Source organism: Vibrio kanaloae, assembly GCF_024347535.1.
Taxonomy (GTDB): Bacteria; Pseudomonadota; Gammaproteobacteria; order Enterobacterales; family Vibrionaceae; genus Vibrio; species Vibrio kanaloae.
Map to the genome: position 1 here is coordinate 3,116,646 of NZ_AP025497.1, position 15,155 is coordinate 3,131,800.

15 protein-coding genes and 1 rRNA gene are annotated in these 15,155 nt (G+C 46.8%); 7 read left to right on the forward strand and 9 right to left on the reverse strand.

Going from position 1 to position 15,155, the window contains the following annotated elements:
* Positions 1–35 precede the first annotated feature (35 nt).
* Positions 36–1,588 (reverse strand): 16S ribosomal RNA (locus tag OCV24_RS14045).
* Positions 1,589–2,170: 582 nt separating this feature from the next.
* On the opposite strand from OCV24_RS14045, the gene OCV24_RS14050 reads away from it, so the two are divergent.
* Entirely contained in the window at positions 2,171–2,716 is a 546-nt protein-coding gene (locus tag OCV24_RS14050) for a gamma carbonic anhydrase family protein (protein WP_137033832.1), read from the forward strand.
* Here the strand turns inward: OCV24_RS14050 and OCV24_RS14055 are convergent.
* From OCV24_RS14055 to OCV24_RS14070, 4 genes are all read right to left on the reverse strand, one after another.
* Positions 2,713–2,982 carry a DUF1488 family protein gene (locus tag OCV24_RS14055; RefSeq protein WP_102507279.1) on the reverse strand — a complete coding sequence of 90 codons (270 nt, stop codon included), beginning with the start codon at positions 2,980–2,982 and terminating at the stop codon, positions 2,713–2,715. The two genes, OCV24_RS14050 and OCV24_RS14055, sit on opposite strands and share 4 nt — an antisense overlap.
* 17 nt (positions 2,983–2,999) lie before the next feature.
* The gene (aroE, locus tag OCV24_RS14060) at positions 3,000–3,830 is read right to left on the reverse strand and encodes a shikimate dehydrogenase (protein ID WP_017055418.1); all 831 of its coding nucleotides are present in this window, start codon (positions 3,828–3,830) and stop codon (positions 3,000–3,002) included.
* A 74-nt stretch (positions 3,831–3,904) separates the two neighbouring features.
* A complete protein-coding gene (gene hemF / locus OCV24_RS14065) occupies positions 3,905–4,822 on the reverse strand; it encodes an oxygen-dependent coproporphyrinogen oxidase (protein ID WP_136981228.1) in 918 nt (305 codons plus the stop codon).
* Positions 4,823–4,841: 19 nt separating this feature from the next.
* Positions 4,842–5,399, reverse strand: a complete 558-nt coding sequence (locus OCV24_RS14070; protein ID WP_004735778.1) for an L-threonylcarbamoyladenylate synthase — start codon at positions 5,397–5,399, stop codon at positions 4,842–4,844.
* A gap of 195 nt (positions 5,400–5,594) precedes the next feature.
* Between OCV24_RS14070 and purE the strand changes: the two genes are divergently transcribed.
* Both purE and OCV24_RS14080 read left to right on the forward strand, forming a co-directional pair.
* Positions 5,595–6,080, forward strand: a complete 486-nt coding sequence (gene purE, locus OCV24_RS14075; RefSeq protein ID WP_004735777.1) for a 5-(carboxyamino)imidazole ribonucleotide mutase — start codon at positions 5,595–5,597, stop codon at positions 6,078–6,080.
* Positions 6,081–6,085: 5 nt separating this feature from the next.
* The gene (locus OCV24_RS14080) at positions 6,086–7,216 is read left to right on the forward strand and encodes a 5-(carboxyamino)imidazole ribonucleotide synthase (RefSeq protein WP_150879249.1); all 1,131 of its coding nucleotides are present in this window, start codon (positions 6,086–6,088) and stop codon (positions 7,214–7,216) included.
* A 104-nt stretch (positions 7,217–7,320) separates the two neighbouring features.
* On the opposite strand, the gene OCV24_RS14085 is transcribed toward OCV24_RS14080, so the two are convergent.
* From OCV24_RS14085 to OCV24_RS14100, 4 genes are read right to left on the reverse strand one after another with little or no spacing between them, the layout of a single operon-like run.
* Positions 7,321–7,890, reverse strand: a complete 570-nt coding sequence (locus OCV24_RS14085; RefSeq protein WP_146443526.1) for a DNA topoisomerase family protein — start codon at positions 7,888–7,890, stop codon at positions 7,321–7,323.
* Positions 7,891–7,902: 12 nt separating this feature from the next.
* Positions 7,903–8,379, reverse strand: a complete 477-nt coding sequence (locus OCV24_RS14090) for a DUF494 family protein (protein WP_077681026.1) — start codon at positions 8,377–8,379, stop codon at positions 7,903–7,905.
* Positions 8,380–8,382: 3 nt separating this feature from the next.
* Positions 8,383–9,495, reverse strand: a complete 1,113-nt coding sequence (gene dprA / locus OCV24_RS14095; protein ID WP_150879248.1) for a DNA-processing protein DprA — start codon at positions 9,493–9,495, stop codon at positions 8,383–8,385.
* Complete coding sequence (locus tag OCV24_RS14100; protein ID WP_150879247.1) at positions 9,492–10,598, reverse strand: LysM peptidoglycan-binding domain-containing protein; 1,107 nt, start codon at positions 10,596–10,598, stop codon at positions 9,492–9,494. Before OCV24_RS14100 ends, dprA begins: the two co-directional genes overlap by 4 nt.
* Before the next feature lie 140 nt (positions 10,599–10,738).
* On the opposite strand from OCV24_RS14100, the gene def reads away from it, so the two are divergent.
* The 4 genes from def (at position 10,739) to trkA (ending at position 15,121) form a co-directional block, all read left to right on the forward strand.
* Positions 10,739–11,251: a peptide deformylase gene (def, locus tag OCV24_RS14105; RefSeq protein ID WP_004735769.1), complete on the forward strand. Its 513-nt coding sequence runs from the start codon at positions 10,739–10,741 to the stop codon at positions 11,249–11,251.
* 37 nt (positions 11,252–11,288) lie between these two features.
* A complete protein-coding gene (fmt, locus tag OCV24_RS14110; RefSeq protein WP_150879245.1) occupies positions 11,289–12,236 on the forward strand; it encodes a methionyl-tRNA formyltransferase in 948 nt (315 codons plus the stop codon).
* A 119-nt stretch (positions 12,237–12,355) separates the two neighbouring features.
* Positions 12,356–13,636 (forward strand): 16S rRNA (cytosine(967)-C(5))-methyltransferase RsmB, encoded by a 1,281-nt coding sequence (gene rsmB / locus OCV24_RS14115; protein WP_150879250.1) that lies wholly within the window; start codon positions 12,356–12,358, stop codon positions 13,634–13,636.
* 108 nt (positions 13,637–13,744) lie between these two features.
* Positions 13,745–15,121 (forward strand): Trk system potassium transporter TrkA, encoded by a 1,377-nt coding sequence (gene trkA, locus OCV24_RS14120; RefSeq protein WP_017055428.1) that lies wholly within the window; start codon positions 13,745–13,747, stop codon positions 15,119–15,121.
* The last annotated feature ends 34 nt before the right edge of the window (positions 15,122–15,155 follow it).

Consider the following 15,155-nt stretch of genomic DNA (forward strand, 5'->3'; position numbering starts at 1 on the left):
AATCTGTGTGGACACTCATCGTCAATATCTTCGTATAAGGAGGTGATCCAGCCCCAGGTTCCCCTAGGGCTACCTTGTTACGACTTCACCCCAGTCATGAACCACAAAGTGGTAAGCGTCCTCCCGAAGGTTAGACTACCTACTTCTTTTGCAGCCCACTCCCATGGTGTGACGGGCGGTGTGTACAAGGCCCGGGAACGTATTCACCGTGACATTCTGATTCACGATTACTAGCGATTCCGACTTCATGGAGTCGAGTTGCAGACTCCAATCCGGACTACGACGCACTTTTTGGGATTCGCTTACCATCGCTGGCTCGCTGCCCTCTGTATGCGCCATTGTAGCACGTGTGTAGCCCTACTCGTAAGGGCCATGATGACTTGACGTCGTCCCCACCTTCCTCCGGTTTATCACCGGCAGTCTCCCTGGAGTTCCCGACATGACTCGCTGGCAAACAAGGATAAGGGTTGCGCTCGTTGCGGGACTTAACCCAACATTTCACAACACGAGCTGACGACAGCCATGCAGCACCTGTCTCAGAGCTCCCGAAGGCACTCCTGCGTCTCCGCTGGATTCTCTGGATGTCAAGAGTAGGTAAGGTTCTTCGCGTTGCATCGAATTAAACCACATGCTCCACCGCTTGTGCGGGCCCCCGTCAATTCATTTGAGTTTTAATCTTGCGACCGTACTCCCCAGGCGGTCTACTTAACGCGTTAGCTCCGAAAGCCACGGCTCAAGGCCACAACCTCCAAGTAGACATCGTTTACGGCGTGGACTACCAGGGTATCTAATCCTGTTTGCTCCCCACGCTTTCGCATCTGAGTGTCAGTATCTGTCCAGGGGGCCGCCTTCGCCACTGGTATTCCTTCAGATCTCTACGCATTTCACCGCTACACCTGAAATTCTACCCCCCTCTACAGTACTCTAGTTCACCAGTTTCAAATGCAGTTCCGAGGTTGAGCCCCGGGCTTTCACATCTGACTTAATGAACCACCTGCATGCGCTTTACGCCCAGTAATTCCGATTAACGCTCGCACCCTCCGTATTACCGCGGCTGCTGGCACGGAGTTAGCCGGTGCTTCTTCTGTTGCTAACGTCAAGAGATGTTGCTATTAACAACACCCCCTTCCTCACAACTGAAAGTACTTTACAACCCGAAGGCCTTCTTCATACACGCGGCATGGCTGCATCAGGCTTGCGCCCATTGTGCAATATTCCCCACTGCTGCCTCCCGTAGGAGTCTGGACCGTGTCTCAGTTCCAGTGTGGCTGATCATCCTCTCAGACCAGCTAGGGATCGTCGCCTTGGTGAGCCATTACCTCACCAACTAGCTAATCCCACCTAGGCATATCTTGACGCGAGAGGCCCGAAGGTCCCCCTCTTTGGCCCGTAGGCATCATGCGGTATTAGCCATCGTTTCCAATGGTTATCCCCCACATCAAGGCAATTTCCTAGGCATTACTCACCCGTCCGCCGCTCGACGCCCATTAACGCACCCGAAGGATTGTTAGTGTCGTTTCCGCTCGACTTGCATGTGTTAGGCCTGCCGCCAGCGTTCAATCTGAGCCATGATCAAACTCTTCAATTTAAGATTTTGTGACTCAACGAATACTGACTTCAAAACTAATATTCATTCGAAAATGAACATGTAATTCTAAAGCTATTACCATTCCAACAGAATGGTAATGAATTGACTGTGCCAAATAACCGAAGTTATTCGTATTGGTCACTCAGTTCATTGAAATCATTGTGTTACCGAAGTAACTGCTATTACGCTCTTTCGAAAAAGAACCAATAACGTTTTGATATTCATCAACGAGTGCCCACACAGATTGATAGGTTTAAATTGTTAAAGAGCTTTTCCTTTTTGAGCTTCGCTCAAATCGGACGGCCATTCTAGCGATTTAAGTTTTAGTGTCAACCACTATTTTCAAAACTTTTTTTCAAGCGTTTAGCTTGGCTAATTTGACCTGCTGACACGGGATGGTTTCTATTGAAGCCATCCCGTGTCAGCGAGGTGGGATTATAGGGATTTCGATCACACTGGCAAGCCCTTTTTGAAGTTTTTCTTACTTTTTTGATTGTTCGAGCATTTTTTGTTCAAAACACTCCATTTTCACTAGTATTCCCCTTAATTAAGGGCTTAAGGTGCCTATATAAAGGAGGATTTATGAGTTCAATACGCAGTTATAAAGGAATATCCCCTCAGATTGGACAAGGTGTCTATATAGATACAAGTTCGGTACTGGTTGGTGATATCAAAATCGGTAACGACTCTAGCGTGTGGCCTTTGGTTGCTGCTCGAGGGGATGTGAACCACATTCATATTGGAGAGAGAACGAACATCCAAGATGGTAGTGTCTTGCACGTCACCCATAAGAATGCTGAAAACCCTGACGGTTATCCTCTATTAATAGGTAATGATGTCACTATCGGGCATAAAGTAATGCTGCATGGCTGCACGATTGAAGATCGTGTACTTGTTGGTATGGGAGCTATTGTGCTGGATGGTGTGGTTATCGAACAAGAAGTAATGATTGGTGCGGGAAGTTTGGTTCCACCTAACAAGGTACTTGAGAGTGGTTATCTCTATGTAGGAAGCCCAGTTAAGCAAGCACGTCCATTAAATGATAAAGAACGTGCTTTCTTGCAGAAGTCGGCTGACAACTATGTTCAGAATAAAAATGACTATCTAGACTCTGTGCTTCCTGTTTAAAGCACTTTAATCTGAATTCGATTAGAGGAGTCATACTCCTCTTCTTCTATTAACTCTTCCGCTAGCTCTTCAATATCGAAACGTAACTCTGAAAAGATAGCTAAAGCTTGATCGCCCTCTTCTATCACTTTACCTGCCAATCGTGATAATTCTTCAATAGATAAGACACATTCGATCAATGCACCCGACTGTTGTGCTGGGAAGGTGATAGATTGACTTGCTTCATCCCAATCTTGGATATCCGGAAATAGAATTGATTGATTCATTTTTTATAAATACCTCATTACATCTCTAGGTTTTTACGTAATTCTCTTAAAATCTGTTTTGTTCCAGGACGAAGGCCACGCCACAGCATAAAGCTCTCTGCTGCCTGCCCCACTAGCATACCCAAACCATCATAAGCAGCATGAACACCGTTATCTAATGCCCATTGATTAAATACTGTGGTTCCAGATCCGTAAACCATGTCATAAACGGCGCTATTAGAATTGAAAATAGCATCAGACACTTCAGGAATCTGTCCGCTTAGACCAGACGAAGTAGAGTTAATAATGACATCAAAGCCTTCATTAACATCACTTAGCCCCATCCCCTTGATATTGCCATGCGAAGAAAACATCTCAGCCAGAAGTTCAGCCTTGGAGCTGGTTCGATTAGCGACCACCAGCTGTTGTGGCTTTTGGTCGAGAAGAGGTTGAATCACCCCTCTCGCAGCACCACCAGCGCCAAGAAGAAGAACGCGAGCTCCTTTTAACGCAACTTGATGTTGAAGCAGGTCTTGAACTAAACCCTCGCCATCGGTGTTATCACCAATGATTTCTCCGTCATCGAGCTTCTTAAGTGTGTTTACGGCACCAGCCAATTCAGCCCTCTCAGTTAGGCGATTGGCAAACTGATAGGCATCTTCTTTAAAAGGCGCTGTGACATTACATCCTCGACCACCTTCACTGAAAAAGGCTTTCGCAGCAGTGATAAATTCACCATGCTCTGGCTGTAATGCTGTATAGGTAAGTTGTTGGCTGGTTTGGCGAGCAAATAATGTGTGAATGAATGGCGATTTGCTTTGCCCAATAGGGTTACCGAAAACGGCATAACGATCTACTTGCTGTGTCATATCCTTACCTAACAGAAATAAAAAAGGTCATCTATATAGATGACCCTATCACTATCCCTATAAGGAAGGAAGAACTACCAAACTCGAGGCTTTAGGTAGTCGCTATAAAGCAGATCTTCTGGTGAACCCGCTTGAGGTTCGTAGCGATATTCCCAGCGAGCCAATGGCGGCATCGACATTAATATTGATTCTGTACGACCACCGCTTTGCAAACCAAATAGGGTGCCACGGTCATACACTAAGTTAAATTCAACATAGCGACCACGACGATAAAGTTGGAAATCACGCTCGCGCTCACCATAAGGCGTCTGTTTGCGTCGTTCTACAATTGGTAAGTATGCGGCTGCAAAACCTTCACCGACCGCCTGCATATAAGCAAAGCTCTTTTCAAAGCCCCACTCATTCAGATCATCAAAGAACAGCCCACCCACACCACGTGTTTCATCACGGTGAGGCAGATAGAAGTACTTATCACACCATTCCTTGTGTTCTTGATAAACGTCATCACCAAACGGCGCACACAGGTCTTTAGCGGTTTGATGCCAAGATTGGCAGTCTTCATCGAAAGGATAAAATGGCGTTAAGTCAAAACCACCACCAAACCACCAAATTGGGTCTTCCCCTTCTTTTTCCGCAATGAAGAATCGAACGTTCGCGTGTGAGGTTGGGACATATGGGTTTTTAGGGTGGATAACTAATGAGACACCCATAGCTTCAAACTTACGTCCGGCTAATTCAGGACGGTGAGCTGTGGCTGAGGCAGGCATAGCCTTACCAGCGACATGAGAAAAGTTAACCCCACCTTGCTCAAATACCGCACCATTGGTCATCACACGAGTTCGACCACCGCCACCAAGGCGTTCGCCAGGTTCACGCTCCCATGCATCTTCTTCAAACAGTGCTGTGCCATCAGCTTGCTCAAGCTGCTGGCAAATCGAATCTTGTAGACTCAGTAAAAACTGTTTTACTGCTTCTTTATCAATTGCTGACATCTTTCTTCCTCTGCAGGGTTTAACCCTGTCTTAATATTTTCGACGTTTTTGCATCTCTAATTTCGCTTGGCTTCTCACGACCACCCGTTTGACCTTCTAAAATAGCCACCAAATGTTGACCCAGTTGCTGTTGAACTTCTTCAGTCGTCATACAAGGCGGTTCACCTGTCAGGTTAGCACTGGTCGAGGTTAACGGCTTACCGAATTCATTACACATTCTTTGAACTAAAGGGTGATCAGTCACTCGCACCGCGATGGATTCAAATTGGCCACTGACCCAGTCCGTCACTTTACTGCTGGTTGGCATTATCCAAGTCACAGGTCCTGGCCATGTTGCTTTTACGGTCGCTAACTGCGCTTCCGTCAACTGGCTTTCGTCAATATAGGGCAGCAACTGCTCGTAACTCGCAGCAATTAGGATCAACCCTTTCTCCATCGGCCGCTGTTTTAAATCGAGCAATTTCTTAATGGCTTGTGGATTATCGGGATCACAACCGACCCCAAAAACGCCTTCGGTCGGGTAAGCAATGACTTCACCTTGTTGTAATGCCTGCAAAGTATGTTGAAAGTTATCCAAGGGTTGCCTCATTAATTCTGTTATCGAACTCGCTAAGTGTACAAATTATCATTCACTGTGACTAAAGCTATTTGTTTATAAAATGTATCAATTAACAACTTAGACTTACGCAAACGTTTTCCTTAAGCAATTTTCCCCGTATAATGCGCGCAAAATATCTAATCACTAATTAAATCGTACCTGAAGGAGTTTGAGATGACTGTCGGTATTATCATGGGTTCTAAATCTGATTGGCCAACAATGAAGCTAGCTGCAGAAATGTTGGATCAGTTTGGCGTGGCGTACGAAACAAAAGTGGTTTCTGCTCACCGCACACCTCAGTTGCTTGCAGACTACGCAACCAGTGCGAAAGAGCGCGGTATTAAAGTGATTATTGCAGGTGCTGGCGGCGCTGCACACCTTCCAGGTATGGCTGCTGCTTTCACAAGCGTACCTGTTTTGGGTGTTCCCGTTCAGTCTAAAGCACTGAAGGGCATGGACTCGCTGCTTTCTATCGTGCAGATGCCAAAAGGTATCGCAGTAGGTACTTTGGCTATCGGTGAAGCTGGCGCTGCCAATGCAGGTATACTAGCAGCTCAAATCATTGGTACACACAATGAAGAAGTGATGGCGAAAGTCGAAGCGTTCCGCTCTGAGCAAACAGAAACGGTTCTGGCTAATCCAAACCCTGCAGAGGACTAATTCCCATGCATGTTCTTGTGTTAGGCGCGGGCCAACTTGCTCGCATGATGTCCCTAGCGGGGGCACCGCTGAATATTGAAATTTCTGCTTTTGATGTTGGCAGCAAAAATATTGTTCACCCATTAACGCAAGCGATTCTAGGCAACGGCTTAGACACCGCGATTGAGCGTGCGGACGTCATTACTGCTGAATTCGAACATATCCCTCACGATGTACTTGAGGTGTGTGAACGCAGTGGTAAGTTCTTACCGACAACAGAAGCAATCAAAGCTGGCGGTGATCGTCGCCTTGAAAAAGCACTGTTAGACGAAGCAAATGTGAAAAATGCCAAATACTACGTGATTAACTCTCGCGAAGACTTTGACGCTGCGATTGCTCACGTAGGCTTGCCAATGGTCTTGAAGAGCACACTTGGCGGCTACGATGGCAAAGGTCAATGGCGCTTAAAGACATTAGACAATGTTGACGCGACTTGGACAGAAATGGCCGAGTGCATTGCCGCAACCAACAACCAAGCCATTGTGGCTGAAGAGTTTGTTCCGTTTGACCGCGAAGTATCACTGGTTGGTGCTCGTGGTACCAATGGCGAGATTCAAGTGTATCCACTGGCTGAGAATGTTCACACCGATGGCGTGTTGAGCTTATCAACAGCCATTGATGACATTGAACTGCAAGAGCAAGCGAAAACCATGTTCACCGCAGTTGCAGAACGTTTGGACTACATTGGCGTGCTTGCACTTGAGTTCTTTGATGTTCAAGGTTCACTGCTGGTTAATGAGATTGCACCACGTGTTCATAACTCTGGCCACTGGACGCAACAAGGCGCAGAGACTTGTCAGTTTGAGAACCACCTACGTGCCGTATGTGGTATGCCACTAGGCAGCACCAAACTGATTCGCCCAACCGCAATGATCAACATTCTTGGTGAAGATACCCTACCTGAAGATATTCTGGCTCAAGATGGCTGTCATGTTCATTGGTATGGCAAAGAGAAGCGTGCGGGTCGAAAGATGGGCCACATTAACGTGAGCGCTGACTACAACGCAGAGCTGCAAAGAGCGTTGTGCTCACTGGCAGACATTCTTGATAAGCAAGCTTACCCTGCTGTGCATGAGTTTGCTGAGCAGATGAAATAAGCCTACATTGGCTTATTGATATAAAAAGTTCATTGGATGTAGAAACGGCGCTCATTGAGCGCCGTTTTTTATTTCTGATCATTCACTTACTGTGATTGGTATTACTACTGAGATTGAATGTGATGACACTTGCGATCAGCACATTGCTTCTTAGTGCCACTGGCCGTTCTCTTTTCCAGCAACAGCGGGAACTGGCACTGTTCACAACGACCTATAACAGGTGGCTGATTAACGGCAAACTTACACTTAGGGTAGTTATCGCACGCATAGAAGGTTTTGCCGTAGCGAGATTTACGCTCAACCAAATGGCCTCGACTACACTCAGGGCAGGCTACAAGTGGCTGCTCTTCAGGTTGTTCTTTTGGTTGGTCCAAAGATTCGATGTGATTACACGTTGGGTAACTACTACAACCAATGAACATCCCAAAGCGACCTTGCCTTAATACCAATTCGTTTTGGCATTTAGGACACGGCACGCCCAGCTCTTTCACCACATGACCATCATTTTGATGAAGAGGCTTGATGTAACCACAGCTCGGATACTGCTTACAGCCTAAAAATGGGCCGTGCTTACCATGGCGAAGCTGAAGCTCCCCACCACACTGTGGACATGGTTCATGCTCTAACGCATGTTCATGTGCTGAAAAAAGCTGATTATCAATCTTACTACTCATGACAAGCCTGTATTAATGCAAGATACCTTGCTCTTTGGTGTACAACAGCTCTTCCATTTGCGTGTAAGCACTTTCATTACCCGGCACATTAAATAGCACCATTAAGATAATCCATTTCAGATCATCCAATTCAAATTCGTTGGTCTCAAGCCCCATAACACGATCAATCACCATTTCACGAATTTCTGTCGTGAGCACGTTGATCTGTTCAAGGAACAGTAAGAAACCTCGACACTCCATATTAATACGTGAAATCTCTCGACTGGTATAAATACGCATCGAGGTATTGGAGCACACACTAATCGCCGCTTGGTTCTCGGTATCTTGCAATGCCGCAAGATCTTCTAACCAATGGAGGGCCTTATAAATATCATCTTGGCGAAACCCTGCTCGAATAAGCTCATCTTCCAGCTCATCTTGATCCACCTGCAATTCAGAATCGCTATGGATGTAGGTTTCAAACAAGTACATCAGTATGTCCATCATCATAGCTTAGCCTCTCCCCTTTCGAATATAGCCACCGGAAACTGCAACAACATGCCCTGAGAGCTCAAGCTCCAAAAGCTGCATCATGACCTCATGCACAGGTATATGGGTTCTCTGTGCCAAAATATCAACGGGTGTCGCTTCTAACCCTACGTTAGCTAACAGCTGTGGAAATGGCAATTGTTCATTTTCATCCTCATTCGGCGTAAGTTCGAATAAGCTGGGCTGCTGCTCTATAGACCAGTCTAACAGACTCTTTATTTCAATCAGAACATCTTGAGCGCTCTGTACCAAACATGCGCCAGTTTTGATTAAGCTATTGCCTCCGCGGCTGGTTGGGCTATGAATTGAGCCAGGAAGCGCAAACACTTCTCGGCCTTGCTCCATAGCATAGCGAGCTGTAATCAAAGAACCGCTTTTCTCAGCAGCCTCAACAACGAGAGTCCCCAAAGACAACCCACTTATAATACGGTTACGCCGAGGGAAATGTTCAGGTCGAGGTTTAGCGCTTGGGCGGAATTCTGAGATCAGCGCGCCATTCTCACAAATTCTATCCGCTAGATTTCGGTGACGTGCAGGGTAAATGGAGCCCAAGCCTGATCCCAACACAGCAAAAGTTTCCCCTCCTTTATCTAGAGCACCATCATGAGCATAACCATCAATACCGAGCGCTAAGCCACTGGTGACAATCAAACCGTTTTGAACGAACTCTTTGGCGAAAGACTTCGCGGTTTGCAGCCCTTCGATACTGGCATTGCGACTGCCGACCATAGCGATTTGAGGCTCAATCAGTTTTTCAACGTGACCTTTAACGAAAAGCACGCTTGGCGCAGAGGCGGTCTCATTCAGCAGTTTAGGGTAATGAGGGCAATTTGGGGTAATGATGTGATGATTAGGCTGCCTTGCTTGCCATACTAAGCAAGCCTCCACTTCTCTTGGGGCTTGCTCTCTTAAATAGGAGGTTTGCTTAGCTGACAACCCAATAGCTTGTAGCTGCTGGCTGGAGTAACCAACAATATTGGAAGGAGAGTCAATACTCAGCAGGCGAGAAAGGCGCTTGCCTCCCAGTTGCGGAACAAAACTCAGAGTTAGCCAAGCGCTCAGTTGTTGCTCATTCACTCGGCAATATTAACCTCTTGAGAATAACCCTCTTCAGCCACAGCAAGATCCAAAGGGGATACCGCTAGAATCTCATTGCTAACTGGTTTAGTGCTCTGAGTGATCAAGGCTAGACTAAAATACTCATAAGGGCGAATGACCATCAAACTACCGAGCGAGGTACTTGGCAACTGCACTTTGTTACTTGCAACAGACTCGTTATAGCTGTATTCACCTTGCTTACCAAACACCATAGCTCCGCTTTCGCTGAGGGTAAACATAGTTCCCTGACGAAGGTTATCCTTTGAGCCTTTATTAATAACGACAACCTGATTCTTAGCGCTGTATTGATTACCCTCTAACGAGCCTAAAATATTGGCAAACTGACCCGCATAACTAGGCGCAGGATAAAACGTAGTTGAAAGCTTCATTTGATCAACACCAAGCTCAGGCAGAACAAGATCATTAAGCAACACCTCTTGTAGCTGCGTCTCTATCTGCAAGCTACTATATTCAGCATCCACCTCTTTCAAACGCGCCGTGGCGACCAAACGCAAAGAGGTCATACTCGCTTGAGGTTTTTGTCGTTGGTACGTTTCGACAGAACGGTAGATACCCCATTTTTGATGTTGCTGGTTCCCCGAGATGAACAACCTATCTTCGCCAGACAGGAATCGCTTGCCATCACTGGTCCCTAGAACTCGTTGAGCCGATTCGATATCTTGCTGATCTACCAAGCGATCAGACTGTAAATACGGCAGAACCAGTCCCTCATTGACGGTAGGCACCGCTTTCTTCTCAGAGACGCGAATCTTAGGACTCAACTTGATAACAGGTTTAAGACTCAATACCGGTTCACCATTAATCCAAACCAAAGACAATTTATCTCCTGGATAAATAAGGTGAGGGTTTTCTATTTCAGGGTTTACCTGCCATAGCCTTGGCCACAACCAAGGGCTATCGAGATACATCGCGGAGATATCCCATAAGGTATCCCCCTTAACCACCACATACGCCTCGGGTGCGCCTTGTTTAATGGTTAAAGGTTGCTCACTATTTTCAGCCGTAGCGGCGAACGAAAACGAAGCACAAATAAGAGAAAAAGTGGGTAAAAAATGACGCATGACCTAGGTTCCTCGGTCTCAATATATGACATCTGACTAGAGAATTACCTTCAGGATGCTGTCATTTGGCCTCTAAAATGTCTAGAATTGAGCCAACAAGGTTTAAGCTGTTTCGGCACAGTTCAATATTTCGAGTGTATATGTCTGTATTACAAGTATTAACATTACCAGATGATCGTCTACGTACCGTGGCGAAACCGGTAAAAGAAGTTACCCCAGAGATTCAAAAGTTCGTTGATGACATGATTGAAACCATGTACGACGAAGAAGGTATCGGCCTTGCTGCAACGCAAGTAGATTTCCACCAGCGCATCGTTGTTATCGATATTTCAGAAACACGTGACGAGCCTATGGTTCTGATCAACCCTGAAATTACCGACAAACGTGGCGAAGACGGCATCGAAGAAGGCTGCCTATCTGTACCTGGCGCTCGAGCTCTAGTACCTCGCGCAGCAGAAGTAACAGTTAAAGCATTAGACCGTGAAGGCAATGAATTCACATTCGACGCTGACGACCTTCTGGCTATTTGTGTTCAACACGAGCTTGACCACCTAGAAGGCAAGTTGTTTGTTGATTACCTATCGCCACTAAAGCGTAAACGTATCCAAGATAAGCTAGCGAAAATTAAGCGTTTCAACGAGAAACAAGGTTAATAACCGCTGCTATTACTAAATTAGAAGGAAGCCTACCTTGCGTCAGTCTTTAAGAATTGTCTTTGCAGGTACTCCGGATTTCGCCGCCCGTCACTTGGCGGCGTTGTTGTCTTCGGAGCATGAAGTTGTTGCTGTTTACACACAGCCAGATCGCCCAGCAGGCCGCGGTAAAAAACTCACTGCGAGCCCAGTAAAAAACATCGCACTTGAAAATAACATTCCGGTTTACCAACCAGAAAACTTCAAGTCAGATGAGGCTAAGCAAGAGCTAGCTGAATTGAACGCTGACATCATGGTTGTTGTCGCTTACGGCTTATTGCTTCCGCAGGTTGTATTAGATACGCCTCGCTTAGGTTGTATCAACGTACATGGCTCTATCCTACCGCGCTGGCGTGGTGCTGCTCCGATTCAACGCTCTATCTGGGCGGGTGATAAAGAGACAGGCGTAACGATCATGCAGATGGATATCGGCCTAGATACTGGCGACATGCTAAGTATAGCGACGCTGCCTATCGAAGCGACAGATACCAGCGCATCAATGTACGAGAAGTTAGCGGGTCTTGGCCCTGACGCTCTTGTTGAGTGTTTAGCTGACATCGCTTCTAGCAAAGCGGTTGCAGAGAAGCAAGACGATGAGCTTGCTAACTACGCGAAGAAGCTAAGCAAAGAAGAAGCTCGTATCAACTGGAGTGATGAAGCTGCGCATATTGAGCGCTGCGTTCGTGCCTTCAACCCATGGCCAATGAGCCACTTTGAAGCTGCTGAGAACAGCATTAAAGTATGGCAAAGCCGTGTGGCAGAGCAAACTTCTGATAAGCCTGCAGGTACCATTCTGCAAGCGGATAAAACTGGTATCTATGTAGCGACAGGGCAAGGCGTACTTGTTCTTGAACAACTGCAAGTTCCAGGTAAAAAAGCCATGTCAGTTCAAGACATATTGAACTCACGTGCAAGCTGGTTTGAAGTTGGTACTCAACTTTCTTAACCGCTTTAAAGCTACTCAATATGCACTTAAAAATGTGTAGCTTGTAAAAACACAGTTTAGAAAACCTTTACGAGGGCAGAGATGCCCTCATGTATTCAAATAAATATTCGGTACCCCTCATGAATGTTCGCGCTGCTGCTGCAAATGTCCTATTCCAAGTTGTCGATAAAGGCCACTCTCTTTCACACGCTCTCCCTGCGGCTCAAAAAACGATCCGTCCGCGAGACCATGCTCTACTGCAAGAGATTTGCTACGGCGCACTTCGTTACCTGCCTCGCTTAGAGTCAATCGCTAACGAACTGATGGAAAACTCGCTTAAAGGTAAAAAGCGCGTCTTCCATCACCTGATCTTAGTAGGCATTTATCAGTTGAGCTTTATGCGAATTCCTTCGCATGCCGCCGTTGCTGAAACAGTTGAAGCAACCAAAACACTACGCGGCCCAAGCCTCAGTGGTTTGATCAATGCCGTACTTCGCAGCTATCTGCGCGATCAAGAAGAACTAGACGAGAAAGCCGTTAGCCACAATGCGGGCAAATACAGCCATCCAAGCTGGATCCTAAAAATGCTTCAAGAAAGCTACCCAGATCAGTGGGAGCAATTAGTTGAAGCAAACAACAGCAAGGCACCAATGTGGCTGCGCGTAAACCGCCAACACCACACTCGTGACGAGTATGTTGAACTGCTTAAAAACGAAAACATTGAATACACACTGCACCCTGAAGCGGCTGATGCCATAAAATTAGCGTCACCTTGTGATGTTACTTTGCTTCCTGGTTTCGACCGAGGCTGGGTATCAGTGCAAGACGCTGCCGCTCAGCTTTCTGTTGATTACCTAACACCAAAAGATGGTGAGCTAATCCTTGATTGCTGTGCTGCTCCTGGCGGTAAAACTGCACACATTCTTGAACATACTCAAGACACTGAAGTGGTTGCGATTGACAGTGATATTAAACGCCTAGACCGTGTTTACGATAACCTTGAACGCCTACAACTGCGTGCCGACGTGATCTGTGGTGATGCTCGCTATCCTGAAGAGTGGTGGACAGGCAGCCAGTTCGACCGCATCCTACTTGATGCTCCATGTTCAGCGACGGGGGTAATTCGCCGTCATCCTGACATCAAGTGGCTACGTCGTGCCTCTGATATTGATGCGCTAGCGGAACTGCAAAGTGAGATTTTGGATGCAATGTGGCGCCAGCTCAAAGAAGGCGGCACCATGGTTTATGCGACATGTTCTATCACGCCGCAAGAAAACGTGCTGCAAGTGAAAGCATTCTTAGAGCGTACCGAGAACGCAACGCTGGTTGGCTCTGATATCGAAAACCCGGGTCGTCAAATACTGCCTGGAGAAGAAGATATGGATGGCTTCTACTATGCAGTTCTAGTAAAACAGGCATAACACTAACAGCGGCTAAGAATTGGATTCTTAGCCGCTGTTTCTTTCTAGTGCATTATCGAAGCAAAATGAGATCATTAGAATTACAACGGCAAAAATAAGAGAAAGGCTATGAAGATCATTATCCTAGGTGCTGGACAAGTTGGCGGTACCCTTGCTGAAAACCTAGTTGGCGAAAACAACGACATCACCATTGTCGATCGTAACGCTAACCGACTACGTGAACTTCAGGATAAATACGACCTTCGGGTTGTAAACGGTTATGCCAGCCACCCAAGAACATTACGTGAAGCGGGTGCGCAAGATGCCGACATGTTGGTTGCGGTAACCAACATGGATGAAACCAACATGGCGGCATGTCAGGTTGCCTTCTCTCTGTTCAACACGCCAAATCGTATTGCCCGTATCCGCTCTCCTCAATACCTAGAAGAGAAAGAAGCGCTATTCAAATCAGGGGCTATCCCAGTCGATCACCTGATTGCCCCCGAAGAGCTAGTGACCAGCTACATCGAGCGCCTAATTCAATACCCAGGTGCACTGCAGGTTGTGAGCTTTGCTGAACAGAAAGTTAGCCTAGTAGCAGTAAAAGCTTACTACGGTGGCCCACTGGTCGGTAATGCACTTTCTGCTTTGCGTGAACACATGCCGCACATCGATACTCGTGTTGCCGCTATTTTCCGACAAGGTCGCCCTATTCGTCCACAAGGCACCACCATCATCGAAGCCGATGATGAGGTTTTCTTCGTCGCGGCAAGTAATCATATTCGCTCAGTAATGAGTGAACTACAGCGCCTAGAAAAGCCTTACCGCCGCATCATGATTGTCGGTGGTGGTAACATTGGCGCAAGTTTGGCAAAACGCCTTGAGCAAAGCTACAGCATCAAGCTGATAGAACGCAGTCCCACACGAGCGGAGAAGCTATCTGAAGAGTTAGAAAACACCATTGTATTCTGTGGCGATGCAGCAGACCAAGAGCTGCTAACAGAAGAGAACATCGATCAGGTGGACGTGTTCATTGCCCTAACCAATGAAGATGAAACCAACATCATGTCAGCAATGCTGGCTAAGCGAATGGGTGCCAAGAAAGTAATGGTACTGATTCAGCGTGGTGCTTACGTAGACCTTGTTCAGGGTGGTGTGATTGATATTGCTATCTCTCCACAACAAGCGACCATTTCTGCGCTGCTTACTCACGTTCGTCGTGCTGATATTGTCAACGTATCCTCTCTACGTCGCGGCGCTGCTGAAGCGATCGAAGCCATTGCTCACGGCGACGAAACCACATCTAAAGTGGTTGGCCGAGCGATTGGCGACATTAAACTACCACCGGGCACCACTATTGGTGCGATTGTTCGCGGAGAAGAAGTACTTATCGCGCACGATAGAACCGTAATCGAACAGGATGACCACGTAGTGATGTTCCTAGTGGACAAGAAATACGTACCAGATGTTGAGTCTCTATTCCAACCGAGCCCGTTCTTCTTATAGCCTTGTTCTCGTAAGCTTGTTCTCGCAACTTTCT

What these genes read in the sequence shown, in the direction of transcription:
- OCV24_RS14080 (WP_150879249.1), top strand. Translation starts at nt 6,086, where the DNA reads ATGCATGTTCTTGTGTTAGGCGCGGGCCAACTTGCTCGCATGATGTCC.
- hemF (WP_136981228.1), bottom strand. Translation starts at nt 4,822, where the DNA reads ATGTCAGCAATTGATAAAGAAGCAGTAAAACAGTTTTTACTGAGTCTA.
- purE (WP_004735777.1), top strand. Translation starts at nt 5,595, where the DNA reads ATGACTGTCGGTATTATCATGGGTTCTAAATCTGATTGGCCAACAATG.
- OCV24_RS14055 (WP_102507279.1), bottom strand. Translation starts at nt 2,982, where the DNA reads ATGAATCAATCAATTCTATTTCCGGATATCCAAGATTGGGATGAAGCA.
- def (WP_004735769.1), top strand. Translation starts at nt 10,739, where the DNA reads ATGTCTGTATTACAAGTATTAACATTACCAGATGATCGTCTACGTACC.
- OCV24_RS14090 (WP_077681026.1), bottom strand. Translation starts at nt 8,379, where the DNA reads ATGATGATGGACATACTGATGTACTTGTTTGAAACCTACATCCATAGC.
- aroE (WP_017055418.1), bottom strand. Translation starts at nt 3,830, where the DNA reads ATGACACAGCAAGTAGATCGTTATGCCGTTTTCGGTAACCCTATTGGG.
- OCV24_RS14100 (WP_150879247.1), bottom strand. Translation starts at nt 10,598, where the DNA reads ATGCGTCATTTTTTACCCACTTTTTCTCTTATTTGTGCTTCGTTTTCG.
- rsmB (WP_150879250.1), top strand. Translation starts at nt 12,356, where the DNA reads ATGAATGTTCGCGCTGCTGCTGCAAATGTCCTATTCCAAGTTGTCGAT.
- OCV24_RS14085 (WP_146443526.1), bottom strand. Translation starts at nt 7,890, where the DNA reads ATGAGTAGTAAGATTGATAATCAGCTTTTTTCAGCACATGAACATGCG.
- trkA (WP_017055428.1), top strand. Translation starts at nt 13,745, where the DNA reads ATGAAGATCATTATCCTAGGTGCTGGACAAGTTGGCGGTACCCTTGCT.
- OCV24_RS14050 (WP_137033832.1), top strand. Translation starts at nt 2,171, where the DNA reads ATGAGTTCAATACGCAGTTATAAAGGAATATCCCCTCAGATTGGACAA.